At 67.8% G+C, this 25,378-nt stretch carries 15 protein-coding genes; 11 read left to right on the top strand and 4 right to left on the bottom strand.

The features are described from left to right. Positions 1–16 precede the first annotated feature (16 nt). The gene (mnmA, locus tag ACK4FB_RS07680) at positions 17–1,219 is read left to right on the top strand and encodes a tRNA 2-thiouridine(34) synthase MnmA (RefSeq protein ID WP_409750582.1); all 1,203 of its coding nucleotides are present in this window, start codon (positions 17–19) and stop codon (positions 1,217–1,219) included. On the opposite strand, the gene ACK4FB_RS07675 is transcribed toward mnmA, so the two are convergent. Beyond that, positions 1,216–3,201, bottom strand: a complete 1,986-nt coding sequence (locus ACK4FB_RS07675) for an acyltransferase family protein (RefSeq protein ID WP_409750083.1) — start codon at positions 3,199–3,201, stop codon at positions 1,216–1,218. The genes mnmA and ACK4FB_RS07675 overlap by 4 nt on opposite strands. A 144-nt stretch (positions 3,202–3,345) precedes the next feature. Here ACK4FB_RS07675 and ACK4FB_RS07670 point away from each other — a divergent pair, with 144 nt between their 5' ends. Further along, positions 3,346–5,283: a S9 family peptidase gene (locus ACK4FB_RS07670; protein WP_409750081.1), complete on the top strand. Its 1,938-nt coding sequence runs from the start codon at positions 3,346–3,348 to the stop codon at positions 5,281–5,283. Positions 5,284–5,451: 168 nt separating this feature from the next. Here ACK4FB_RS07670 and ACK4FB_RS07665 read toward each other — a convergent pair whose 3' ends face one another. Together ACK4FB_RS07665 and ACK4FB_RS07660 are read right to left on the bottom strand one after the other, a co-directional pair. After that, positions 5,452–7,392: a sodium:solute symporter family protein gene (locus ACK4FB_RS07665; protein ID WP_409750078.1), complete on the bottom strand. Its 1,941-nt coding sequence runs from the start codon at positions 7,390–7,392 to the stop codon at positions 5,452–5,454. After that, positions 7,370–7,654, bottom strand: coding sequence for a DUF4212 domain-containing protein (locus tag ACK4FB_RS07660; RefSeq protein WP_409750075.1), 285 nt, complete (start codon positions 7,652–7,654; stop codon positions 7,370–7,372). The genes ACK4FB_RS07665 and ACK4FB_RS07660 overlap by 23 nt, the downstream gene beginning before the upstream one ends. 210 nt (positions 7,655–7,864) lie before the next feature. On the opposite strand from ACK4FB_RS07660, the gene ACK4FB_RS07655 reads away from it, so the two are divergent. Both ACK4FB_RS07655 and ACK4FB_RS07650 read left to right on the top strand, forming a co-directional pair. Then, positions 7,865–10,411 (top strand): TonB-dependent receptor, encoded by a 2,547-nt coding sequence (locus ACK4FB_RS07655; protein WP_409750072.1) that lies wholly within the window; start codon positions 7,865–7,867, stop codon positions 10,409–10,411. 11 nt (positions 10,412–10,422) lie between these two features. Continuing rightward, entirely contained in the window at positions 10,423–12,111 is a 1,689-nt protein-coding gene (locus tag ACK4FB_RS07650) for an alkaline phosphatase D family protein (protein WP_409750069.1), read from the top strand. Here the strand turns inward: ACK4FB_RS07650 and ACK4FB_RS07645 are convergent. After that, complete coding sequence (locus ACK4FB_RS07645) at positions 12,108–13,463, bottom strand: GH1 family beta-glucosidase (RefSeq protein WP_409750066.1); 1,356 nt, start codon at positions 13,461–13,463, stop codon at positions 12,108–12,110. The two genes, ACK4FB_RS07650 and ACK4FB_RS07645, sit on opposite strands and share 4 nt — an antisense overlap. A 211-nt stretch (positions 13,464–13,674) precedes the next feature. Here ACK4FB_RS07645 and ACK4FB_RS07640 point away from each other — a divergent pair, with 211 nt between their 5' ends. The 7 genes from ACK4FB_RS07640 to ACK4FB_RS07610 form a co-directional block, all read left to right on the top strand. After that, a complete protein-coding gene (locus ACK4FB_RS07640; RefSeq protein WP_409750063.1) occupies positions 13,675–14,712 on the top strand; it encodes a LacI family DNA-binding transcriptional regulator in 1,038 nt (345 codons plus the stop codon). Between the two features lie 4 nt (positions 14,713–14,716). Next, on the top strand, positions 14,717–17,719 hold the full coding sequence (locus ACK4FB_RS07635; protein WP_409750059.1) for a TonB-dependent receptor domain-containing protein: 3,003 nt from the start codon (positions 14,717–14,719) through the stop codon (positions 17,717–17,719). Positions 17,720–17,806: 87 nt separating this feature from the next. After that, positions 17,807–19,225, top strand: a complete 1,419-nt coding sequence (locus ACK4FB_RS07630) for a glucoamylase family protein (protein WP_409750056.1) — start codon at positions 17,807–17,809, stop codon at positions 19,223–19,225. Next, the gene (locus ACK4FB_RS07625; protein WP_409750053.1) at positions 19,222–20,502 is read left to right on the top strand and encodes an extracellular solute-binding protein; all 1,281 of its coding nucleotides are present in this window, start codon (positions 19,222–19,224) and stop codon (positions 20,500–20,502) included. Before ACK4FB_RS07630 ends, ACK4FB_RS07625 begins: the two co-directional genes overlap by 4 nt. Beyond that, positions 20,499–21,389, top strand: a complete 891-nt coding sequence (locus tag ACK4FB_RS07620; protein WP_409750050.1) for a carbohydrate ABC transporter permease — start codon at positions 20,499–20,501, stop codon at positions 21,387–21,389. Before ACK4FB_RS07625 ends, ACK4FB_RS07620 begins: the two co-directional genes overlap by 4 nt. Continuing rightward, positions 21,386–22,207, top strand: a complete 822-nt coding sequence (locus tag ACK4FB_RS07615) for a carbohydrate ABC transporter permease (RefSeq protein ID WP_409750049.1) — start codon at positions 21,386–21,388, stop codon at positions 22,205–22,207. Before ACK4FB_RS07620 ends, ACK4FB_RS07615 begins: the two co-directional genes overlap by 4 nt. A gap of 21 nt (positions 22,208–22,228) precedes the next feature. Next, positions 22,229–25,378, top strand: a 3,150-nt coding sequence (locus tag ACK4FB_RS07610) for a discoidin domain-containing protein (RefSeq protein ID WP_409750046.1), incomplete at its 3' end; no start/stop codon positions are given.

Genomic DNA, 25,378 nt, shown 5'->3' with positions numbered 1-25,378 from the left:
CCCCTAAATGGCGCCCATGACCCTGATGGAGCCCATCTGCCCCGTTCCCGACATCGCGCGCGCCGACATGGACGTGGCGATCGAGGCCGCGCGCGCGGCGGTGGGTCTGCCCGTGGGCGCGCGGGTGGTGGCGGCCATGTCGGGCGGGGTGGACTCCACCGTGGTGGCGGCCCTGCTGGCCAAGGCCGGTTACGACGTGGTGGGCGTGACCCTGCAGTTGTACGACCACGGCGCGGCGCTGAAGAAAAAGGGCGCCTGCTGCGCCGGTCAGGACATCCACGACGCCCGGCTGGCCGCCGAAATGATCGGCATTCCGCACTATGTGCTGGATTATGAAAGCCGCTTCCGCGACGCGGTCATCGACCAGTTCGCCGACAGCTATCTGCGCGGCCAGACGCCGGTGCCCTGCATCCGCTGCAATCAGACGGTGAAGTTCCGCGACCTGCTGGACGTGGCTCGCGACCTGGGCGCCGAGGCCATGGCCACGGGCCACTATGTGCGCCGCGCCGCCGTCGGCAATCGCGCGCAGATGAGGAAGGCCGTCGATCACTCCCGAGACCAGTCCTATTTCCTGTTCGCCACCACGGCGGACCAGCTCGATTACCTGCGCTTTCCCCTGGCCGATCTGGACAAGCCCCAGGTGCGGGGCGTGGCGGCCGAACTGGGCCTGAAGATCGCCGCCAAGCCGGACAGCCAGGACATCTGTTTCGTGCCCACCGGCGACTACCGCACCCTGATCGACCGGCTGCGGCCGCAGGGGCGCGAGGCCGGCGAGATCGTGCACATGGACGGGCGCGTGCTGGGGACGCACTCCGGCATCACCGACTACACCATCGGCCAGCGCCGGGGTCTGAACGTGGCGGTGGGCGAGCCCCTGTTCGTGATCAGGCTGGAGCCCGAGGCCCGCCGCGTCATTGTCGGCCCGCGTGAGGCTCTGCTGACCGCGTCCCTGACGCTGGAGGAAACCAACTGGCTGGGCGATCAGGCATCCATCGAGGAAGCGGCCCGCGACGGCGCGGCCGTGCTGGCCCGTGTGCGCTCGACCCGTGATCCCTCCCCCGCCCGCCTGACGATCCAGGACAGCGCGGTGGCTGTGGTGTTCGACGACGGCGAGGAAGGCGTGGCGCCGGGCCAGGCCTGCGTCCTCTATGACCCCGCCGATCCCGACCGCCTGCTGGGCGGCGGGTTCATCAAGGGCACCACGGCGGTCGTGGTCTAGTCCGCAATCCGGTCAAGCACGGGCATCAGCTCGTCCCTCAGCATCGGCGCCAGCGAGCGGGCGTAGGTCGACCCGAAATGATGGGTGTCGTGATAGATCATGACGTTGCCTGCCACCGCCGGGCAGGTGGTCTCATCACAGAAGAAGCGGGAGAAATCGAGCGGATACAGCCCATCGATCCCGGTCACCTGAAGCGTCGGGTTTTCCGGCGACAGCAGGTCCGCCCGCGCCCGTGAGCACCGCGCCGCGTCGCGCCCAAACCGCTCCACACACTCGGCCACATCGAACTGGAACCACGGCGTGTCGCGCATGCCCACGATGGGGATGCCCAGCGCCTCCAGCTCGCGCCAGCGGTCCACATAGCCCGGCGCGATCTCGTCCGCCGCATACTCGCCGCGGGTGGTGGTGGTGAAGACCGCGTCCGGGCGGATGCGCTCCAGCTCGGCCATCACATTGCGGTTCCACACGGCGCAGGACGGCGGCTCGTGCGGCTCCGGCGTCTCGCGGAACAGGCAGGCGCTCTTGGTGAAGATCATCAGCTTCCAGTCGGAGCCCTCCACGGCGCCCAGCAAGGCCGGGAACCACTGGGTCACGTGGGAGCCGCCCACCACCGCCAGGGTATGGGGCGCATCCGGGTCGCCATAGACACAGCCCGGCGTGGCGGTTCCGGTCTCGGACTGGTGACAGCCGTTGTCGTAAAGCTCGGGCCGGTCGGCGCGCACGGTGAACGGGCCGGGCGTCACCGGCGCGTCGGGGATATCGCGACCGAAGGCGGCGGCGCCGGGATAGGCCTCCGCATCCGCCAACCGCGCCCACTCGGCCCGGGCCTGGAATTTGGTGTAGCCGATCCAGCCCACGGCGACCCCGCCGGCCACCGCCACAGCGGCGGCCCCGGCGATCAGGATGCGCCAGGGTTTCGCGTCGCTGAGATACCGCGTCGGCCCCTCGATGAAGCGCAGGGTCAGGTCGGCCGCCAGGACCGACACGCCCATGATGACCAGACCCGCCAGCGGGGTGGCCACGGTGCGTTCGCTGATCGCCAGATAGGCCAGCAGGATCGGCCAGTGCCACAGATACAGGCCATAGGACCGGTCCCCCAGCCAGGTGAACGGACGGCTGCCCAGCAGCCGGGCCACGCCGAAGCGGCTGGCGCCCAGTCCGCCGATCAACACCATGGCCGCCCCCAGCGTCGGCCACAGGGCCGCATAGCCGGGAAACACGGTGGAGACCTGCAGCAGGAACCCGCAAGACAGGATCAGGACCAGACCCAGCCAGCCCACGATCAGCCGCATCCCCTCGCCCAGCTTCAGCCGCGGCAGGATCAGGGCGACGATGCCGCCGAGGGCGAACTCCCACAGCCGGGCGAAGGTGTCGAAATAGGCGGCGGGCTGATCGCGCGCCGTATGGATCACCGACCAGGCCAGCGAGCCGACGAACATCAGGATCAGGAAGCCGGTCACCGCCTTGGTGCGGTCGATGGCCGTCTTGCCCAGCGCCCAGGCCAGACCCCACATGGCCACGCCGAAGAAGGCCAGCGCCTGAACCTGAACCGCCATGGCCCAGTAGTGCTGCACCGGCGGAGTGGCCGCGTCGCGGGTCAGATAGTCGGTGGAGAACCGGATCAGATACCAGTTCTCCAGATAGGCGGCCGAGGCGATCACATGCTTGGCGTAGGGCTCCCACCGCACGCCCGGCGCCCACAGCGGCGCGGTCAGGACGATGACCACCAGCACGAACAGGGACGCGGGCAACAGCCGCTTGGCCAGCTTGGCCGCATAGCGGATCAGGTCCACCGAGCCCCTGGCCACCGTCTCCCGGCCCAGCGAGCCGATCAGCAGGAAGCCGGACACCACGAAGAACACGTCCACCCCGCCCGACACCCGGGCGAACCAGATGTGAAACACGGCGACCAGCAAGGCGCCCACGGCCCTCAGGCCCTGGATGTCTCCCCGGCGATCGGTGCGCGCTGGCGCGACGGACATGGGCGTTCCCCGACAGTTGAGCGGCCTCCGTGCCACAGTCGCGGTTACCGGCGGCTCAACGACCGGCGATTAATTCCGCGACAGCCTGCATCCGGCGTGATGGATTGCGGCCTCTAGGGATCATCATCGATAGAGGGGTTCTCCATGCGTAAGCTCGCCTGCCTGGTCTCGGCGCTCGCCCTGACCGCCGCCGTTCCCGCCCTGATCGCGCCCGTCCCGGCTCTGGCCCAGACCGCCGCATCGGCCGAGGCCCCGCGCACCTACACCGCCGCCCAGTTCTTCGAGACCACCAGCTACGGCATGGCCAGTCCATCGGGCGCGGCCTTCTCGCCCGATGGATCCTCGATCCTGATCTCCAGCGACCGCACGGGTGTGTTCAACGCCTGGGCCCTGCCCCTCAACGGCGGCGATCCCGTGCCGCTCACGGCGTCAACCGACGTGGCCACCTTCGCCGAGAGCTATTTTCCGAACGACGGCCGGGTGCTGCTGACCGCTGATTCCGGCGGCGGGGGCAGCGAGCTCACCCATGTCTATGTGCGCGAGGAGGACGGATCGGTCCGCGACCTGACCCCGGGCGAAAACGTCAAGGCCGATCTGCTGGGCTGGAGCGCTGACGGTGCTGCGTTCTGGATCACCTCCAACGCCCGCGACCCGCAGGTGTTCGACCTCTACGCCTATGACGCGGCGACCTATGACAGCCGGCTGGTTTACGAGAACCCCGGCATGTTCATCTCGGCGATCTCGCGCGACGGGCGCTGGCTGGCCATGGACAAACCCATCACCTCGGCCAATGCCGACGTCTATGTGGTGGACCTGCAGAGCGGCGGCGAGCCGGTGCTGATCACCGAACATGAAGGCAATGTCGCCCACGGGACCTACGACTTCACCCCGGACGGCGCCGCTCTGATCTACGCCACCAACGCGCACGGTGAGTTCAATCAGGCCTGGCGCCACGACCTGTCCACCGGCGAGAAGACGCCCTATCTGGCGGCGGACTGGGACGTGATGTACGTCGCCTTCTCGCCGTCCGGCCGGTACCGGGTGTCCGCGGTCAACGCCGACGCCTCCACCGAACTGACCCTGCTGGACACTGCCACGGGGCAGCCCGTCGCCCTGACCGGCGTGCCGGACGGCGACATCGGCCAGGTGCGCTTCAATGCCGATGAAAGCGCCATCGCCTTTACGGTCGCGTCCGACACCTCACCGTCGGACGTGTTCGTGGCGGATCTGGCCACCGGACAGGCGCGGCGCCTGACCACGGCCCTGAACCCGGCCATCGCCGAAAGCGATCTGGTGGAGGCTGTCATCGTCCGCTACCGCGCCTCGGACGGGGTTGAAATCCCGGCAGTGCTTTACCGGCCGCGCGGCGCCTCGTCCGACAATCCGGTCCCCGCCCTCGTGCTGGTGCACGGCGGCCCGGGGGGCCAGACCCGGCGCGGCTATTCGGCCATGGTCCAGCATCTGGTCAATCATGGCTATGCGGTGCTGGGCGCCAATAACCGGGGCTCGTCCGGCTACGGCAAGACCTTCTTCCACATGGACGACCGGGCCCATGGCGAGGCGGACCTTCAGGACATCGTCGACGGCGGCCAGTGGCTGCGCGAGCAGGACTGGGTGGCCGACGACCAGGTGGCGGTGATGGGCGGCTCCTACGGCGGCTACATTACGGCCGCGGCCCTGGCCTTCCATCCGGAGGCCTTCGAGGCGGGGGTCAACATCTTCGGCGTCACCAACTGGGTGCGCACGCTGGAGTCCATCCCGCCGTGGTGGGGCGCCCAGCGCGACGCCCTCTTTGACGAAATGGGCGACCCGGCCACCGACGCCGAGCGCCACCGCCGCATCTCGCCCCTGTTCCACGCCGCCAACATCGTGCGGCCCATGCTGGTGGTCCAGGGCGCCAACGACCCGCGTGTGCTGCAGGTGGAAAGCGACGAACTGGTCGCCGCCATCCGGGCCAACGATGTGCCGGTGGAATACGTGCTTTTCCCGGACGAGGGCCACGGCTTCCTGCGCCGGGAGAACCGCATCACCGCCCAGGAGGCCTATCTGGCGTTCCTCAACGAGCACGTGCGCGGCGAATAGGGCCCTAATTTCCGCATTTCCATGGGCCAGTCGCAAGCCCCGCAAGGGTTTTCGACTGGCGAGGCCCCTGTTTCGTCCCGCCCCTTCCGGGCGCTGCCATACTGCGCGCGGAAGGGAGAGAATGGACGCAGTTGACTCCAAAGTTAGACGGTTTTTCGCTCCGACAGGCTAACTGGCCGACGGCAGCCGGATCTCCTCGACCATGGCCTGGACCTCGGCGGGCGGGGCGGGCGTGGCCAGGGTCACGACGATCGAGACGGCGAAGCTGATCAGCATGCCCACAGCGCCGAATCCTTCGGGCGAGATGGACAGGAACCAGGCCTCTGGCGTGCCCATGGCCACGCCGGGGAACAGGCCGAACAGCCCCGCCAGCCCGATCAGGACCAGCAGGCCCGAGGCCGCCGCGAACGGCGTGAAGCGCCGCCCGCTGTCCTGGGAGGCGCCCAGATGGAGCACGAAAACCGCCAACGCCAGCACAAGGGCGGTGATGCCGATGACCATGGGCGAGAAGCCGATCTTGAAGTGGATCAGATAGGTGCCGGTGATCGTCAGTCCCGAGATCATGCCCCAGATGGCGCCGTGCTTGTTCATGCGCTTCCAGAAGATGCCCAGGAAGATGGCGGGGAAGAAGCTGGCCGCGGCCAGGCCGAAGGCGAAGGCCACCACCGCCGCCACGAAGCCGGGCGGATAGATCCCCGCCAGAATGGCGATCAGCACCGCGACAACCGCCGCCAGCCGCGCCACCAGCAGTTCCCGCGCATCGCTCATGCCCTTGAACAGCACCTTCTTGCACAGGTCGTGGGACACCGCCGAGGAGATGACCATCAGCAGGCCCGCCGCTGTGGACAGGGCCGCCGCCAGACCGCCCGCCACCACCAGGCCGATGACCCAGGCCGGCAGGCCGCCGATCTCGGGATTGGCCAGGACGAAGATGTCCTGATCCAGCCGGGTCACCTCATTGACCGCCGGGTCGGCGTCATAACGGATGCGGCCGTCGCCGTCCTTGTCGGTGAACTCCAGAAGGCCGGTCCGCTCCCAGTTGTAGAACCACTGGGGCGTGGCGCCCTCGCCCTCCTCGGCCGCCGTGGCCTCGCCCCGCCGCACGTCCACCGAGTACTCTGACTGGTGCACCGTATCGATGAAGTTGGAGCGGGCGAACACGGCCACCGCCGGGGCTGTGGTGTACAGAATCGCGATGAAGGCCAAGGCGTAGCCCGCCGACTTTCGCGCATCCGAGGCCTTGGGCACGGTGAAGAAGCGGATGATCACGTGAGGCAGGCCCGCGGTGCCCACCATCAGGGCCAGGGTGATGGCGAACACGTCGATGCGCGCCTTGGTCCCCTCGGTGTAGGCCGAAAAACCCAGGTCGGTGAGGGTCCGGTCAAGACTCAGCAGAAGCGGCGTCCCGTCCTGGGCGTTACCCACGAAGCCCAGCTGCGGAATGGGCGAGCCGGTGATCTGCAGCGACAGGAAAATGGCCGGCGCCATGAAGGCGAAGATCAGCACGCAGTACTGAGCCACCTGGGTGTAGGTGATGCCCTTCATGCCCCCCAGAACCGCGTAGAACATGACCACGATCGCGCCCACGATCACCCCGATCTCGATAGGCACGTTCAGGAAGTTGGAGAAGGCGATGCCCACCCCGCGCATCTGGCCGGCGATGTAGGTGAAGGACACGAACAGGGCGCAGATCACCGCCACGATCCGGGCGGTCTGGGAATAGTACCGGTCGCCGATGAAGTCCGGCACGGTGAACTTGCCGAACTTCCTCAGATAGGGGGCCAGGAGCAGCGCCAGCAGCACATAGCCGCCGGTCCAGCCCATCAGATAGACCGAGCCGTCATAGCCGGAGAAGGCGATGATCCCGGCCATGGACAGGAAGCTGGCCGCGCTCATCCAGTCGGCGGCGGTGGCCATGCCGTTGAACACCGGATGCACATCGTGCCCGGCCACATAGAAGTCGTTGGTGCTGGCGGCCCGGGCCCAGATGGCGATGCCGATGTAGAGCCCGAAGGTGGTGATGACGAACAGGCCGGTCCAGAACAGGGTCGGCGACAGGCCGAAGATGGTCTCCATGATCCGCCCCTCAGTCCTGGTCGTCTGCGGCATGGCGCCGCTCGATACGGTCCATCACCGCCGCATAGACGAAGATCAGCGCCACGAACACGTAGATCGACCCCTGCTGGGCGAACCAGAAGCCCAGAGGCGCGCCGCCGATGCTGAACTGGTCCAGCCAGTCGCGGAACAGGATGCCCGCCCCGAACGAGACCAGGAACCAGATGGCCAGCAGCGCGCCCATCAGGGTCAGGTTCTTTTTCCAGTAGGCCCTGTGCTCGGCCCGGCGGATCTCGGCGCGACTGGGGTCTGTCATGCATCGCCTCCCTGTGTTTGCGCAGAGTGAAACGATGACGCCGCAGGGCGCAACCAAGTTTTGCCGTCACGGGCCTGCGGGCTGTGGCGCGGGCGCCGCTGATCCGGTATTTCAGCCGCCCCGGATCAAGCGTCACGTTTCCGTGGTCGAGTTGTCGCGCGAGCTACATGAACGGTGATTAGGGGTCTCGAACCATTTGGGGAAACCGTCATGTCGCGCACCACATCCTATCGCATCGGTCTCATGAGCGCGGCGGCCGCCTGCGCGCTCGGCGCCGGAGCCGTCCAGGCCCAGGAAGCCACCCAGGTCGAGGAAATCATCGTCACCGCCCAGTTGCGCGCCCAGGACCCCATCGAGGTGCCTTTCGCCCTGACCGCGTACAACGGCGACTTCCTGCGCGATCTGGGGGTTCAGGAGTTCGAGGAACTCTCGGCTTTCGTTCCCGGCTTCCTGGTGCAGAACCAGTCGCCCAACAACCCCGGCTTCGTGATGCGCGGCATCACCTCTGACTCCGGCGCCGCCACCGCCGAACCGCGCGTGTCGGTCTATCAGGACGGTGTGTCCATCTCGAAGTCGCGCGGCTCCTACGTGGAACTGTTCGACATCGAGCGCATGGAAATCGCCAAGGGTCCGCAGTCGACCCTGTACGGACGCGGCGCCCTGATCGGCGCGGTGAACATTGTCCAGCGCCGGGCCGAACCGGGCATGTTCGACGCCGAGGCCCGCGTCGGGGTCGGCGACCTGGGCTATCGTCTGGCCGAAGGCATGATCAACGTGCCGCTGGGCGAGACCTCCGCCATCCGATTCGCCACGCGCCTGAAGAGCCGTGACGGCTATGTGGAGAATCTGCTGGGCGGTCAGGACTACAACAGCATCGACACCGAGGCGTTCCGCCTGTCCGGCGCGTTTGAACCGACGCCCGGGTTCAGCATCGACGTCATCGCCAACTATCAGACCGATCGCGCGTCGGGCACGCCGTTCACCTCCATGGCCTACGCCCCCGCCGATCCCGTGACCGGCGCCCCGCTGGGCCCGATTGATCCGTGGGCGGGCGCGGCCCTGACGCCGGGCGCGGACTTCGACGGCGGCAAGTCCCTGGGGCTGGATCGCGACGTCTGGGGCGTGACCGGACTGATGGCCTGGGAGCTCTCGCCCTCGCTGACCCTGAACAGCATCACGGCCTACCGCGAGTTCGACTCCTACGAAACCTTCGACGCCGACGGCGTATCCCTGCCCATCCTCACCGCCGCCGAGGAAGCCTACGGCGAGCAGTTCAGCCAGGAGTTGCGCCTGAACTTCCAGGCCGGTCCTCGCGTGACGGGCTTTGTCGGCGCCGGCTACTTCCATGAGGAAGGCTACCAGCGCACGCCCACACAGTTCGACGAGCGCATGGCCCTGGCCCAGCTGTCGGGCTTCCTCGACGGCGGACTGGGCGGCGGAACGCTGCCGGCGGCGGCCTATCCGGGCCTGTCCCAGCTGATCCTGGGCCAGTTGCTGACGCCGCTGGGCGCCGGCGCCCTGGCGCCCGCCATCGCCGCGAACCTCAAGCCTGTGCACATCGAGACGCCCACCAATGCGTCCGAGCTCACGTCCTGGGATGTGTTCGCCGACATGACGTTCCAGGCTACCGACCGGCTGGAGCTGTCGGCCGGCGTTCGCTACACTCGCGACGACAAGACCACGGGCTATGCGTCCCAGGTGGACAACGGCCGCTCGACCCTGGGCGGCATCCTGGGGGCGCAGGGCATCGCAACCCAGATCCAGCAACTGATCGCCGTCGGCACGCCCGAGGCCCTGGCCCAGGCCGCAGCCCTGAACGGCCAGTTGACGGGTCTGATCGGCGCCCTGGCCACGCCGGGCTTCGCCACCCTGCCCGGCCTGCCCCTGTTCGCCCTGACCGCCCAACCGACCGCCAACAACGGCGACATGATCACCCAGGATCATGAGGACGAGGGCTTCACCTGGCGCCTGACCGCCCGCTATGCGGTGTCGGACAACGTCAACGTCTACGCCAACTACGCCCGGGGCCGTCGCCCCGAGGTGCTGTCGGTCAGCCCGCCTTCGGCCCCCCAGGGCGCACCCACCTTCAATGTGATCGAGGCCGAGACGGTGGACAGCTTCGAGATCGGCGCCAAGACCGTGCTGATGGATCGGCGTCTGCGCCTGGACGGCGCGGTCTATTTCTACGACTACCAAAACTTCCAGACCACCGTGCAGGAGGGCACCCAGTTCTTCGTCACCAACGCGGGCGAAGCGGAGTCCTACGGTTTCGAGGGCCAGATCTTCTACGCCGCCACGCCGGATCTGGACCTGTTCGCCACCTACGGCTTCAATCACTCCCGCTTCGGCAACGGCATCTATGAGGGCAACCGCTTCCGTCTGTCGCCGGACCATATGGCGTCGGTGGGCGCGGTGTGGCGGGTGCGGGCGGGCGCCGGCGCCTTCGAGATCCAGCCCAGCTACACCTGGCAGTCGCAGGTCTTCTTCGACGACGACAACGACCTTCCGGCCCTGCAGGCGAACAATCTCGTGCCCGATCTGATCCAGGACGAACTGCAGGACAGCTATGGCCTGGCCAGCCTGCGCCTGCGCTACGCGCCCGACAGCGCCAACTGGGGCGTGGAGGTGTTCGGCGACAACCTGTTCGACGAGCAGTTCATCAAGGACGCCGGCAACACCGGCGACGGCATCGGCATGCCCACCTTCATCCCCGGCCGTCCCCGCACCTGGGGCGTCAACCTGAGCCTGCGTTACTAGGAGCCGCTGTCATGCGCATCGACCGTCGCCGCGTTCTGGGCCTGATCGGAGCGGGGGCCGCCGCCCCCGCCGCCTCCGCCCAGGCCCGCCAGGCCGCCGCGGCGGTCGAATTCCGCCACGGCGTCGCCTCGGGCGATCCGCTGGGCGACCGGGTGATCCTGTGGACCCGGGTGAGCCCGGACCGCACCGATGGGGCGGTCTCGGTGGACTGGCGCATCCGGCCGCTGGACGGCGACACGGTCGTCGCCTCCGGCGTGGTCGAGACCGGCCCGGAGCGCGACCACACGGTCAAGGTCGATGTGGGCGGTCTTCAGCCCGACGCCGACTACCGCTTCGACTTCGCGGTGGGCGATGTGCGTTCGCCCGAGGGCCGCACCCGCACCCTGCCCGCGGGCGGAACCGGGGACGTGGTGCTGGCCGTGGCGTCGTGCCAGCTGCACCCCGGCGGCCTGTTCAACGCCTATGAGGCCATGGCCGGGCTGGAGCGCCTGGACGCGGTCGTGCACCTGGGCGACTACATCTATGAGTACGGCGCCGAGGCGGACGACTACGGCATGGCCACCGGGGCGGCGCTGAACCGCGTCCCCGACCCGGCCCACGAGATCGTCAGCCTGGACGACTATCGCCGCCGTCACGCCCAGTACAAGACCGACGCCGACCTGCAGGCCGCCCATGCGCGCGCGCCCTTCATCTGCGTCTGGGACGACCACGAGGTCGCCAACGACAGCTGGACCGAGGGCGCCCAGAACCACCAGCCTCGCGACGAGGGCGACTACGGCGCGCGCAAGGCCGCGGCCCTGCGCGCCTATTACGAATGGATGCCCATTCGCGAGCCGCAGGGCGGCCTGTCGATGGAGGCGATCAACCGCACCTTCCACTTCGGCGACCTGGCGACCCTGATAATGGTCGAGACCCGCCTGACCGCGCGGGACGAGCCCATCGGCTACGCCACCCACCTGCCCATGACCACGGACGCAGCGGGCAATCCGATCCCCGACGTGGCCGGGTTCGAGGCCATCCGCAATGACCCGGCGCGCGCTCTGATGGGCGACGACCAGATCGCCTGGCTGAAGGGCGAGCTGGAGGCGTCCCGTGTGGCGGGTCGTCCCTGGCAGATCATAGGCAACCAGGTGGTCATGGCCCGGGTGGCCGGGCCCAATATCGCCGACACCCTGCCGCCGGCCATGATCGAGGGTCTGCTGGCGCAACTTCCGGACGACATCCGGGCCCAGGTGCAGCAGTCGATCCAGCTGTTCCGCTTCGGTTTGCCGTTCAATCTGGACAGCTGGGACGGCTATCCCGCCGAGCGCGAGCGCCTGTACGCCGCCTTCGCCGAGGCGGGGGTGTCGCCCATCGTCCTGGCCGGCGACAGTCACGCCTTCTGGGTCAACGAGCTGAAGGATGCGGGCGGGGAACGCCGCGGCGTCGAGTTCGGCACCAGCGCCATCTCAAGCCCGTCGGTGGGCGACGCGGTCCCCGGTCTGCCGCTGGGCCCGGCCCTGGCCCAGACCAATGAGGAGGTCGTGTTCTGCGACCAGTCCTCCAAGGGCTTCGTTTTGCTGACCCTGACCCGCGATCAGGCCACCGCCGAACTGAAGGCGGTGTCGACCATCCTGGCCAAGCCCTTCGAGGTGCGCGATGCGGCGCGCTTCACTGTGGCGCGGAGCCAGACGGGCGCGGGCGACCTGACCCAGGCCTAGAGCGTATCCAGCACCTTGCCGTTGGTCTGGATGATCTCGGCGTAGAGCAGGCCTGAGTCTTTTATGGTCCGCTCCTGGGTCTGGTAGTTCACGTGGGTGATGCCGAACCGCTTGGAGAAGCCCAGCGACCATTCCAGGTTGTCCAGCAGCGACCAGGCCATGTAGCCGGTCAGGTTGACGCCCTTGCCGATGGCGTCATGGGCGGCCTTGAGGTGGTTTTTCAGATACTCGACCCGCATGGGATCGTGGATGCGGCCGTCGATGGCGTGGGGCGGGTCGTACCAGGCCGAGCCGTTCTCGGTGATCATCAGCGGCAGCCCGTTCGTCTGCTCGTGCAGCCAGACCAGGGTGTCGGTCAGGGCGGGAGGATAGACCTCCCATCCGGTCTCCGTGTGGGCGTGCCGGACCTGTTTCACCGGCCGCGCACGGACGGGCCATGCGGAGGGATCGTTCTCGGGCACGGCGCGCGTGTACCAGTTCAGGCCCATCCAGTCGGTGGGCGTGGCGATCAGGTCGAAGTCTTCCCGGGGGAACTCGCGCCAGGCGCGGCCATAGACGTCCTTCAGTTCCTCGGGATAGCCGCGCCCCATCAGGGGATCGAGGAACCAGCGGTTCATCTGGGCCTCGGCGCGGCGGCGGGCGGCCTCGTCCTCCGGCCTGTCGCTCGCCGGATATTTCGGCTCGATGTTCAGGACGATGCCGATCCGGCCCTCGCCCGCCTCGCGGAAACGGCGCACGGCGGCGCCGTGGGCGCGCAGCACGTTATGGCCCGCGATGACCGCCTCGAAGGCCGAGCGGTGGCCCGGGGCCAGCGCGCCGTGCAGATAGCCGCCGTCCACGATCACCCAGGGCTCGTTGATGGTGCCCCAGGTCTTTATGCGGCCCCTGAACTTTTCGAACAGGACCTGGCCGTAGTCGGCGAACCAGTCGGCCATGTCCGGGTTCAGCCAGCCGCCGCGATCATCCAGGGCGGCGGGCAGGTCCCAATGATACAGGGTGCAAAGCGGCTCGATCCCCGCCTCCAGCAGGCCGTCCACCAGCCGGTCATAGAAGTCCAGGCCCGCTTCGTTGATGCGCCCTCGGCCCTCGGGCATCACCCGGCTCCATGAGACGCTGAAGCGATAGGCCTGCAGATTCAGACGCGTCATCAGGGCGATGTCCTCGCGCCATCGGTTGTAGTGGTCGCAGGCCACCTCACCCGTGTCGCCGTCCTTCATCATGCCGGGCGTGTGAACGAAACGGTCCCAGATGGACTCGCCGGCGCCGTCGGCCATGGACGAGCCTTCGATCTGATAGGCCGCGGTGGCGGCGCCCCACAGGAAACCCTCGGGAAATTCGTAGCTTCTGTTCATGCGAGTCTTCCTGCCCTTGCCCTGTGGCCGGTTCGTTCACGTGCGGGCGTTCGACAAACGCTTGCCTAAACGATTACGGCTGTGTCATGTAAACGATTACACGCTGAACGCCGGACCGCCGTCAAGGCCGCCGGGACGGTTCAACGAGACGCCAGGGAGACGGCAGCAGGATGACGGCGAAAGCCCTCAAATCAGCCTTTGGGTCGCGCCCGTGAAGCCCGCGACCATCAAGGACGTGGCCGCCCGCGCCGGCGTATCCGTGGCTTCGGTGTCACGGGTGCTGAACGACCAGGGCGTGGTCGCCGAGGATACCCGCAGTCGCGTCACCGAGGCGGTCAACGCCCTGTCCTACGTCCCCCATTCCGGCGCCCGCAGCCTCATCACCCGCCGCACCGACACCGTGGGGGTGATCCTGCCGGACCTGTTCGGCGAGTTCTTCTCGGAGTTGATCAGGGGCCTGGATCTGGCCGCGCGCGAGAAGCGACTGCACCTGATCGTCTCGAGTTCCCACGATGACGCCGATGAGGCGTCCTTCGCCATCAAGTCCATGCGCGGACGCGTGGACGGGCTGATCATCCTGTCCCCCCATCTTGACGCGGCGGCCCTGGCCGCCAGCCTGCCGAAGTCGCTGCCCGTGCTGCTGATGAACGGCGGGGCGCGGGATGCGGAGCGTCCGTCCATCACCGTGGACAATCATGGCGGCGCCCGGGCCATGACCCGTCACCTGCTGGACCAGGGTCGCGGGCGCGTAGCGCATGTGGCCGGTCCCGGCGGCAACCTCGAGGCCGAGGCGCGGCGCACCGGATACCTGGCCGCCATGACCGAGGCCGGAATCGAGCCCGTGGTGCTGGACGGCGATTTCCATCAGGCATCCGGGTATCGCGCCGGCGCCGCGATCGCGGCCATGACCCCTCGTCCTGACGCCGTTTTCGCGGGAAATGACATGATGGCGCTCGGCGTGCTCATGGCGCTCCAGGAAGCGGGGCTGCGCTGCCCGCAGGACGTGGCCGTCGGCGGGTTCGACGACGTGCCGATTTCATCGCTGGTGCGGCCCGCCCTGACCACCATGAGAATTGACATCGCCGGAACCGGCCGCCGCGCTCTGGAGCGACTGGTGAGCATCATCGGCGACGCTGGAGAGTCGTCTCCGGCCCACGAGATCGTGCGACCCGAACTGGTCGTGCGCGAGTCCAGCAGCAGCAACAGCGGGGAATGCGGCGTCAAGGCCGTGCCCGCTCAGGGAGGTTAAGATCATGATCCGGAACACCAAGCGTCACCGAGGCCTGATGGGCGTCTCGGCCGCCGCCCTGGCGGCCTCACTGCTGCTCGCGGGCGGCGCCATGGCGCAGACCGCCACCTCGACCATTCGCGGCAATGTCAGCGACCAGGGCCAGGCGGAGGCCGGCGCCCAGATCATCGCGCGTGACAATGCCTCGGGTTACGTCTCCAGAACCACAGCCAACGCAGCTGGCAACTACGTGCTGTCGGGCCTGCGTCCTGGCTCCTACACCGTTACGGTAACCACGGCCGATGGCCAGAGCACGACCGAAAGCGTCAGCATCGGCGTAGGCCAGACCGGCACGCTGGACGTGGACGTGGCCAGCGCGACCGGATCGGTTGCCGAGGCTGCTCCGGGTGCGACGGAAGTGGCCGAAGTCATCATCGTCGCTCGCCAGCTTGCTGATACACGCACCTCCGAGGTGGCCACCAACGTCAGCCGGACCCAGATCGATACCCTCCCGCAGATCAGCCGCAACTTCCTGAACTTCGCGGCTCTGGCCCCCGGCGTACGCGTAACCGAAGGCGAGACCGAGCGCACCATCACGGCCGGCGGCCAACCCGCTTCCGCCATCAATGTCTTCATCGACGGCCAGAACCAGAAATCCACCATCGTCGACGGCGGTGTGGCCGGTCAGGACGACAGCCGCGGCAATCCGTTCCCGCAAGGCGCCGTGCAGGAATTCCGCGTCGTCTCGCAGAACTTCAAGGCCGAGTATGAACAGGCTGGTTCGGCCATCATCACCGCCGTAACCCGGTCGGGCTCCAATGAGTTCGAAGGGGAGGTGTTCGCCACATATCAAAATGAGAACTGGATCCAGCAGGACTATTTCTCGGAGCTGCGCGGCGCGGAACAGCCTGAACTGACCCGCGAACAGTATGGCTTCGTCCTGTCCGGTCCGATCATCCGGGATCGCCTGCATTTCCTGGCGTCCTATGAGCGCAAGGATGAGATGCGTTCGGCCCAGACCTTCATCACGCGGCCGGAGTATGCGGACCGGTTCGCCGACCAGATCGGCAACTTCGCCACGCCCTTCGAACAGGACCTGTTCTTTGGCAAGCTGAGCTGGCAGGTCAACGACCGCAACCGCATTGAACTCACCGGGACATGGCGCGAAGAATCTGACATCCGCGACGTGGGCGGGCAGAATGGCCCCGAACGCGCCAGACAGATCAACAGCGACACCCGGTCGCTCGTGCTCCGGCATCAGTATCAGGGCGACAACTTCCTCAATGAAATGTCGCTGGATTATTTCAGCTACACCTACAATCCGACGTCACTGAATTTCGACACGTTCGGACAGGAGTACGTGATCTTCCGGGATTCGAGCGAAACCGCACCCGGGTTTCAGTTTGACGTCAATTCGCGCGAAGCGACTGTCTTCTTTCTGGGCGGCCGCAGTGACGATCAGACGTCCGAGCAGGAAAGCATCACATTCCGCAATGACCTGACGTTCACCAATATCGAGTGGAATGGCGAACACACCATAAAGATGGGCCTCAAGTACTCGGACCAGAGCTACTTCGTGAACAAGGAGTTCGGCCGGAACCCGCAGTTTCTTTTCGACATAGAAGGACGCCCGGAGATCAATGGCTCGGACGCCATCCCCGTGAGGGTGACCTTCGGATCGGCGGTGCCGCCTGCAGATTTGTCGAACCGGGTCATCGGCCTCTACATCCAGGACGACTGGCGCATCACTGAGCGTCTGGAACTGAACCTCGGCTTGCGCTGGGACTACGAGGACAACGCCGTCAACAACGACTACACCACGCCCCAGAATATCCGGGACATGCTGGCCGCCATGGAGGCCTTGCCCGACTACAGCTTCCCGACGTACTTCAACCCGGCCGATTATGTCACCGATGGAAGCCGCGATGCCTTCGCCAAGGCCTTCCAGCCACGCATCGGGTTTTCCTTTGATGTCTTAGGCGATCAAAGCACGGTGATCTTCGGCGGCGCCGGGCGGTACTATGATCGCATCGGTTTCAACTTCCCGTTCGACGAGCGGTTCAAGCCGACCCAGTTCATCACTGAAATCCAGTTCTCCGCCGACGGCTCCCGGCCGGGCACGGTCGCGTGGGATCCCAGCTATCTGACGCCCGAAGGACTGGACCCGCTGCTGGCGGCCACCCCCGGCGCCGGCGAGGTGTTCCTGATCCGAAACGACGCCCCGCCGCCGCGTACCGACCAGTTCAATCTGGGTGTTCGCCAGCAATGGAACGACTGGCAACTGTCGGCCACCCTGGCGTATGCGTTCACAGATAACGAGTTCTCATGGTACATCGGGAACCCGGCCACGGACGGCAACCGCTTCGGCGGCCCCACGCCGGCCTCGGTGGGCTTCCCCGAGTTCCGCAATCTGATCTTCATCTCCAACCATGACCGCGAGCGGGAATATGCGGCCCTGCACCTGCAGGCCGAGAAACCCTACAACCGGACCGACGGCTGGGGCTTCCAGATCAACTACACCCTGTCAGAAGCCACCCAGAACGGCAGCCGCGATCAGGGCCTGGGCAATTTTGATTTCGACTACAACTGGATCGACACTACCCCGACGTTCTACTCGCCCACGGACGAGCGGCACCGGGTCACGGCCAGCGGCCTGGTGGATCTGCCCTGGGATTTCCAGCTGTCCGGTTTCCTGACGCTGGGATCGGGCCGGCCCTACACCATCTTCAACTGCCCCGACGCGCCGGCCGGCGGCCCCAACATCTGCTGGAACGAGGGCCGTCCGGAGAAGTTCAGCTTCATCATTCCGGACGCTTGGGCCTACCGCCAGCTGGACCTGCGCCTGACCAAGAACTTCGACCTGTTCGAAGGCCACCAGGCCCAGATCTACGTGGACGCCATCAACGTATTCGGCTTCCGCAACTACTCGGGCTTCAACCAGGACTTCAACTCGCCGGAATACGGGCGTCCGAACAGCGTGTCGCTGCCCACCCGCAGCTTCCAGGTGGGCATGCGCTACCGCTGGTGACGGTTTTCTCCTGAGCCTCGGCCGCTCCCAAATCTCCCCGGGGGCGGCCGATTTTTTTGTTACAGTATTGCGTAGGGAGGTTCCCCCATGGACCGCCGTCGTTTTCTTCTGACCTCATGCGCCGCCGCCGCCGGCCTCTCCTTGGCGTCCCTGGGCGCCTGCGCCACGGGCGCCGCGCCGGGCCGGCTCGATCCCGAGATCGCCGAACTCCAGGAGCGCACCTTCCGCTGGTTCTGGGACGTCACGCCCCACGACACGGGCCTGACCCCGGACCGGGCGCCCAGCCTCAGCTTCTGCTCCGTGGCCGCGGTGGGCGACGCCCTGACCTGCTGGCCCATCGGCATCGAGAACGGCTGGATCACCCGCGAGCAGGGGCGCGAGCGGACCCTGAACACCATGCGCTTCTTCTACAACGCGCCGCAGGGGCCCGAGGCGCGCGGCGTCACCGGCTACAAGGGCTTCTTCTACCACTTCCTGGAGATGGACACCGGCCACCGCTTCGGGACCACCGAGCTGTCCACCGTGGACACGGCCCTGCTTGTGGCCGGCATGCTGTTCGCCGCCCGCTATTTCGATCAGGACCACCCCGACGAAGCCGAGATCCGGCAGTTGGCCGAGGCCGTCTATGCGCGGGTGGAATGGCCCTGGGCCCAGCCCTACGGCGACGCCTACATCACCATGGGTTGGCATCCGGAGACCGGCTTCATCGAGCACCGGTGGGAAGGCTACAACGAGGCCATGCTGGTGATCCTGATGGCCCTTGGCAGCCCGACCCATCCGGTCGGCCCCGAAGCCTGGACCACCTGGTGTTCCACCTACGACACCCTCAGCTGGACGGACCGCTGGGGCCAGCCGCACCTGCATTTCGCGCCCATGTTCGGGCACCAGTACAGCCACAAGTGGGTGGATTTCCGCGGCATCCTTGACCCGTACATGCGCGAGAAGGGCTTCGATTATTTCGAGAACAGCCGGCGCGCCGCCTACGCCCAGCAGGCCTACGCGCGGGAGAATCCGGGCGGCTGGGCCGGCTATTCAGACGAGGTCTGGGGCCTGACCGCCTGTGACGGACCGGGGGACTTCTTCCTGAACATCCGCGGGAGCGAACGAGAGTTCTTCAGCTATTCCGCGCGCGGGCCGGGCGAGCGCGACGACGGCACCATCGCCCCGACAGCGGCGGCGGCCTCCATCGCCTTCGCGCCGGAAATCGTCATCCCCTGCGTCAAGGCCATCAAGGCGCGCTATCCCGAAATCTACACCGACTACGGCTTCCTTGACGCCTTCAACCCCAGCCTGACCGACACGGGCGGGAACCGCCTGCTTCACGGCTCGGTCGACCCCGAGCGGGGCTGGGTGGCGGACGAGTATCTGGGCATCGATCAGGGCCCCATCGTCATCATGATCGAGAACCACAGGTCCGATCTGGTCTGGCGCCTGATGCGCACCGACCCGCACCTGCGCCGGGGACTCCAGCGGGCAGGGTTCACCGGAGGATGGCTGAGCGCATGACCGGGTCCGGCCTCCATCGACGCGCGGCGCTCGGCCTGATGGCCGGGGGTCTGGCCGCGTCGGCGGGGGCCTGCGCGCGGCCGGACGACGGGGTCACGCGCCTGAGCCTGTGGGCCATGGGCAACGAGGGGGCGGCGACCCCCGCCCTGCTGGAGGAATTCCACCGTCTGAACCCGGACGTCCGGGTGACGGTGCAGGCCCTGCCCTGGACCGCCGCGCACGAGAAGCTGCTGACGGCCTATGCCGGGGACTCCCTGCCGGACGTGAGCCAGGTGGGCAACACCTGGATCGCCGAGATGACCGCTATCGGCGCGGCCACGCCGGTGCCGGCCGACGCCGACGACATCGTGGCCGGCGGCTTCGACAGCGTCATGGAGACCAACCGCGTCGGTGGTCGGCTGATGGGCGCGCCCTGGTATGTGGACACCCGGCTGGTGTTCTATCGCACCGATCTTCTGTCCCGCGCCGGCTATGACGCCGTGCCCCGGGACTGGACCGGCTGGAAGCGCGCCATGCACGCCGTGAAGCGCACGGCCGGCGACGGAAACTACGCCATCCTCATGCCGGTGAACGAGTTCGAGCAGCTGCTGACCTTCGGGCTGCAGACCGGCGAGCCCCTGCTGCGCGACAATGACAGCCGGGGCAATTTCTCCAGCCCCGCCTTTGTCTCGGCCCTGGCCTTCTACAAGAGCCTGTTCGACGAGGGTCTGGCGCCCACCATGTCGGCGACGCAGATCTCCAACGTCTGGGACGAGTTCAGCCGCGGTTTCTTCAGTTTCTATTTCTCCGGTCCCTGGAGCGTGGGCGATTTCCGCCGTCGCCTGTCCGACGCCATGCAGGCGAATTGGGCCACCGTCGGCGTGCCGGGGCCGGACGGGCCGGGCGCCTCGGCGCCGGGGGGCTCCAGCCTGATCGTGTTCGACAGCTCGCCCCGCAAGGAGGCCGCCTGGCGGCTGGTGCGGTATTTGTCGCAGGTGGACACCCAGGCGCGCTTCAACGCCCTGACCGGCAACCTGCCCGCCAAGGTGGACGCCTGGGACGTGGCGGGCATTCGCGGCGACGACAAGCTGGCGCCGTTCGAGGGTCAACTGGAGCGCGCCGTGCCCGTGCCCAAGGCTCCGGAATGGGAGCGGGTGGTCACCGAGATGCAGGTGGTGGCCGAGCGCATGGTGCGCGGCGAATACACGCCTGAAACGGCCGGCGTGGAAATCGACCGGCGCGCCGACCGGCTGCTGGAGAAGCGGCGCTGGATGCTGGATCAGGGGCGGGCGGTATGAGCGCGGCGCGGACTGAACGGGCGGCCTGGGGCTTCGTCTCGCCCGCGCTGGCGGCGGTGGGCCTGTTTCTGGTCATTCCGGTGTTCGGCGCCCTGCTGCTGAGCCTGACCGATTTCGACATCTACGCCCTCGCTGACATCCGCAACATGCGCTTCGTGGGGCTGGACAACTACGTGGGCCTGCTGGGCAATCCGCTGTTCTGGACAGCCATGCGCAACACCGCCTGGTTCGCCGTTCTGGGCGTGCCGGCCACCATCGTCGCCTCGCTGCTGGCGGCGGTGCTGCTGAACTCGAAGATGGTGAAGTGGCGGCCCATCTGGCGGGTCGCGTTCTTCGCCCCCTATGTGACCACCCTGGTGGCCACGGCGGTGGTGTGGCGCTACCTCCTGCACACCCGCTACGGCGTCATCAACTGGGTGCTGGACGGGTTCGGCATTCCGCCGGTGGACTGGCTGGGCCAGCCCGAAACGGCCATCCCCGCCATCCTGATCTTCGCGGTGTGGAAGCTGTTCGGCTACTCCATGCTGATCTTCCTGGCCGTGCTGCAGACCGTGCCGGAGGAGCTGTACGAAGCCGCCCGCATCGACGGCGCCGGGCCGGTCAAGCAGTTCCGCCACGTGACCCTGCCGGCCATCGCGCCGACCGTCCTGCTGGTCAGCATCATCTCGGTGGCCACCTTCTTCCAGCTGTTCGCAGAGCCCTATGTGATGACCCAGGGCGGGCCGGCCCAGAGCACGGTGACGGTGCTCTACTTCATGTACGAAGAGGGCTTCAAATGGTGGAACCTGGGCTCCGCCAGCGCCGTGGCCTTCATCCTGTTCCTGTGCATCTTCGCCATCACCCTGGTGCAGCTGTGGGTCTCGCGCCGTCTGGGGAGCGAGACATGAAGCACGCCCTGCCCAAGATTCTGCTGAACATCGCCGTGGCCCTGATCGGCCTGATCGTGCTGTTCCCGCTGGCGTGGATGGTGTCGGTCTCGTTCATGAGCGCGGGCGAGGCGGCGACCTTCCCGCCGCCGCTGCTGCCGTCCCGGCCCACTTTCGAGCACTACCGCGACCTGTTCGCCAACGAGGGCATGGGCCGGTATCTGTGGAACAGCTTCGCGCTGGCCGGGCTGGCCACGGGCCTGTGCCTGCTGTTCACGGTGCCGGCGGGCTACGCCTTCGCCAAGCTGAGGTTCACCGGCCGCGACCGGCTGTTCCAGATGCTGGTGGGCGCGCTGGTGATCCCGGCCCAGATCGGCACCCTGCCCCTGTTCCTGATGCTCAAGCAGGTGGGTCTGGTGAACACCTACGCCGGGGCGCTGGTGCCATGGCTGACGTCCATCTTCGGCCTGTTTCTGGTGCGCCAGTACGCCCTGTCGATCCCCGACGAGATGCTGGAAGCCGCGCGGGTGGACGGCGCCTCGGAGCGCCAGATCTTCACCCGCGTGGTGTTGCCGACGCTGCAGCCCATTCTGGTGACTCTGGCCCTGTTCGTGTTCGTGGGCTCCTGGAACGACTTCCTGTGGCCCCTGATCATCCTGACCGACCAGTCGAACTACACCCTGCCCGTAGCCCTCGCGACCCTGTCGCGGGAGCACGTGCAGGACATCGAGATGATGATGGCCGGATCGGTCATCACCGTCCTGCCGGTGCTGATCCTCTTCCTCGCCCTGCAACGCTACTACATCCGCGGCATGCTCGCGGGCAGCGTGAAGGGCTGATCCCTTGTGAGTGCGTAACCCATGCTGACCCGTCTGCTGATCGCCCTGTTCGTCCTGATCCTGCCCGCCGCCGCCCTGGCGCAGGAGATCGTGCTGGACGATTTCGAGGACATCTCGGTCTGGAGCGCGGACGCCTCCACCGACATCAGCGCCAGGGTCAGTCAGGTGGAGGGACGCGAGGGGCGCGCCCTGCGTCTGGACTATGACTTCAACGATGTGTCGGGCTACGCCTTCGCCGCACGACCCCTGACCATCGACCCGCCCGCCAACTACGAGATCAGCTTCTGGGTGCGCGGCGCGGGACCCGCCAACACCTTCGAGGTCAAGTTCACCGACGCCTCGGTGGACAATGTGCACTGGCGCCAGGTCACCCGCTGGGAGGCCCCCGACGACTGGACCCTGGTCACCATCCGCCGCCGTCACATCGTCAAGGCGTGGGGGCCGAACCCGGACCCGGTCTATCGCGGGTCGGAGCGCATCGAGTTCGTCATCGCCGCGGGCGAAGGCGGCGTGGGCTTCATCGAGGTGGATCAACTGACCCTGCGCGAACTGCCGCCAGAGCCGTCGTCGCCGCCCCGCCCCCTCGCCGCCGCCACCTCCGAGGCCGGCGTGTTCGCCGCCGCACAGGCGGTGGACGGCGACCCCGAGACCCCGTGGCGCAGCGCGGCGGGCGGGGCCCAGAGCCTGACGCTGGATCTGGGCTATGAGCGGGCGTTCGGCGGCGTGACCCTGCGGTGGGCCGAGGACGAGCAGGCGACCCGCTACACGCTGTCGACGTCGTCGGACGGGCAGGTCTGGACCCGCCTGCGGGAGGTGACCGGGGGGAACGGCGGGGCGGACCCCATCATGCTGACCGAGACCGCCGCGCGCTGGTTGCGTCTGGACCTGATGGACGGCCCCGGCGACGCCTACGCCCTGAACGAGATCGAGATCGAACCCCTCAGCTTCGGCGAGGACGCCACCACCTTCGTCGCAGCGGTGGCCGATGAGGCGCGGCGCGGCCTGTATCCCCGCGGCTTCCACGGCGAGCAACCCTACTGGACCCTGGTGGGCGTGGACGGCGGCGGCGACAGCGGCCTGATGGGCGAGGACGGCGCCATCGAGCTGGGCCGCGGCGGGCCGTCGATGGAGCCCTTCCTGGTGGAGAACGGGCGGCTGGTCACCTGGGCCGACGTGGGCGTGACCCAGAGCCTGCGGGACGACGACCTCCCCATTCCGTCCGTGCGCTGGGCGGCGGAGGACTGGACGCTGGACGTCACCGCCATGGCCGAGGGCGAGCCGGAGCGGGCCGCCCTGTATGGCCGCTATGTGCTGACCAACACCTCGAACCGGACGCTGGACCTGACTCTCGCGCTGGCCGCCCGGCCGCTGCAGGTGAACGGACCGGTGCAGTTCCTGTCCACGCCGGGCGGGGTAAGCCCCGTCGAGCGCATCCACTGGGACGGACGGCGCCTGCGCCTCGGCGAGGCCTTCGCCGTGACGCCCCTGTCGGCGCCGGACGCGGTGACGGCCTCGACCTTCGATGCGGGATCGGACCCGCAGAGCCTGATCGCCTCGGGCCGCGAGCCGTCCCATTCGGTTCAGGACGATACCGGCCTGGCCGCCGCCGCCATGACATGGCGCGTGACCCTGGCGCCCGGCGAACGCCGCGTGGTCGGCTGGGCCGCGCCGCTGGAAGGCGCCCTGCCCGCCCTGACCGGCGCGCCCGAGGCGGTGCTGGCCGGCGTCGAGCAGCGCACCGCCGCCGTCTGGCGCGAGAAGCTGGACCGGTTCCACATCACCGTGCCGGACGAGGGCCAGCGCATCGTCGACGTCATGCGCTCGTCGCTGGCGCACATCCTGATGTCGCGGGACGGGCCGAACCTGAAGCCGGGCACCCGATCCTACAATCGCTCGTGGATCCGCGACGGGGCCATGATCGCCGAAGGGCTGAACCGGCTGGGCTGGGTCGATGTGTCGGCGGACTATCTGCGCTGGTTCACCCCCTACATCTTCAGCGACGGCAAGGTGCCGTGCTGCGTGGATGCGCGCGGCGCCGACCCGGTGCCCGAGAACGACAGCCATGGGGAGTACATCTTCCTGGCGGCCGAGACGTATCGCTACAACGGCGATCTCGACCTGCTGCGGTCGGTGTGGCCGCAGGTGCAGGGCGCCATCGGCTACATGGACCAGCTGCGCGCCTCGGAGCGCACGGCCCGGAACCAGACGCCGGAGCGGCGGCATCTGTACGGCCTGTTGCCGCCCACCATCAGCCACGAGGGCTATTCGGACCAGCCGGCCTATTCCTACTGGGACGATTTCTGGGGCCTGCTGGGCTACAAGGACGCGGTGTTCATCGCCGAGGCGCTGGGCGAGACCGAGGCTGCGGCCCGCATCGCCGCGGCGCGGGACGAGTTCGCGGCGGACCTGCACGCCTCCATCCGCGCGACGGCCGAGCATCACGGCATCGACTTCATCGCCGGGGCGGCGGACCGGGGAGACTTCGATCCCACCTCCACCACCATCGGCCTGTCGCCGGGCGGTGAGCAGGCGCGGCTCGACCCCGTCCTGCTGGCCGGCACCTTCGAGCGCTACTGGAGCGAGTTCGAGCAGCGGATCGAGAACCGCCGCGACTGGGACGACTACACCCCCTACGAGCTGCGCAACGTCGGCGCCTTCGTGCGGCTGGGCCAGCGGGAGCGGGCGCTGGCGGCGCTGGACTTCTTCTTCGGGGACGTGCGGCCCCGGGCGTGGAACGGCTGGGCCGAGGTGGTGGTGCGCGACAAGCGCGAGCCGCGCTTCATCGGCGACATGCCCCACGCCTGGATCAGTTCGGACTACATCCGCTCGGCGCTGGACCTGTTCGTGCACGACCGGGGCGAGGCCCTGGTGCTGGCGGCGGGCGTGCCGGGCCGCTGGCTGGACGATCCGGCGGGGGTGGGAGTCCGTGATCTACGCACGCCGTATGGCGCCATCACCTGGGCCCTCACGCCGTCACAGACCGGCTGGACCCTGACGCTGGATGGAGACGCGGCGCCCCCGGCCGGCTTCATCCTGTCGTGGCCGTCGGACGCCCCGGCGCCGGGGCGCACGCTGGTCGACGGCGTGGCGGCCGGATGGGACGGGCTGGAACTCGCGGTTCCGTCCGGCGCGCGGCGGGTGGAGATCGGCGGCAGGACCAGGCGTTTAACC

Source organism: Brevundimonas sp., from assembly GCF_046299535.1.
Classification (GTDB): domain Bacteria; phylum Pseudomonadota; class Alphaproteobacteria; order Caulobacterales; family Caulobacteraceae; genus Brevundimonas.
The sequence above is the reverse complement of the archived record's forward strand: the minus strand, read 5'-3'. Positions and strand labels throughout refer to the sequence as shown.

Coding starts and splice junctions, on each gene's coding strand:
- ACK4FB_RS07630 (WP_409750056.1), top strand. CDS start 17,807: ATGGACCGCCGTCGTTTTCTTCTGACCTCATGCGCCGCCGCCGCCGGC.
- ACK4FB_RS07635 (WP_409750059.1), top strand. CDS start 14,717: ATGATCCGGAACACCAAGCGTCACCGAGGCCTGATGGGCGTCTCGGCC.
- ACK4FB_RS07650 (WP_409750069.1), top strand. CDS start 10,423: ATGCGCATCGACCGTCGCCGCGTTCTGGGCCTGATCGGAGCGGGGGCC.
- ACK4FB_RS07615 (WP_409750049.1), top strand. CDS start 21,386: ATGAAGCACGCCCTGCCCAAGATTCTGCTGAACATCGCCGTGGCCCTG.
- ACK4FB_RS07665 (WP_409750078.1), bottom strand. CDS start 7,392: ATGCCGCAGACGACCAGGACTGAGGGGCGGATCATGGAGACCATCTTC.
- ACK4FB_RS07625 (WP_409750053.1), top strand. CDS start 19,222: ATGACCGGGTCCGGCCTCCATCGACGCGCGGCGCTCGGCCTGATGGCC.
- ACK4FB_RS07660 (WP_409750075.1), bottom strand. CDS start 7,654: ATGACAGACCCCAGTCGCGCCGAGATCCGCCGGGCCGAGCACAGGGCC.
- mnmA (WP_409750582.1), top strand. CDS start 17: ATGACCCTGATGGAGCCCATCTGCCCCGTTCCCGACATCGCGCGCGCC.
- ACK4FB_RS07620 (WP_409750050.1), top strand. CDS start 20,499: ATGAGCGCGGCGCGGACTGAACGGGCGGCCTGGGGCTTCGTCTCGCCC.
- ACK4FB_RS07655 (WP_409750072.1), top strand. CDS start 7,865: ATGTCGCGCACCACATCCTATCGCATCGGTCTCATGAGCGCGGCGGCC.
- ACK4FB_RS07645 (WP_409750066.1), bottom strand. CDS start 13,463: ATGAACAGAAGCTACGAATTTCCCGAGGGTTTCCTGTGGGGCGCCGCC.
- ACK4FB_RS07670 (WP_409750081.1), top strand. CDS start 3,346: ATGCGTAAGCTCGCCTGCCTGGTCTCGGCGCTCGCCCTGACCGCCGCC.
- ACK4FB_RS07675 (WP_409750083.1), bottom strand. CDS start 3,201: ATGTCCGTCGCGCCAGCGCGCACCGATCGCCGGGGAGACATCCAGGGC.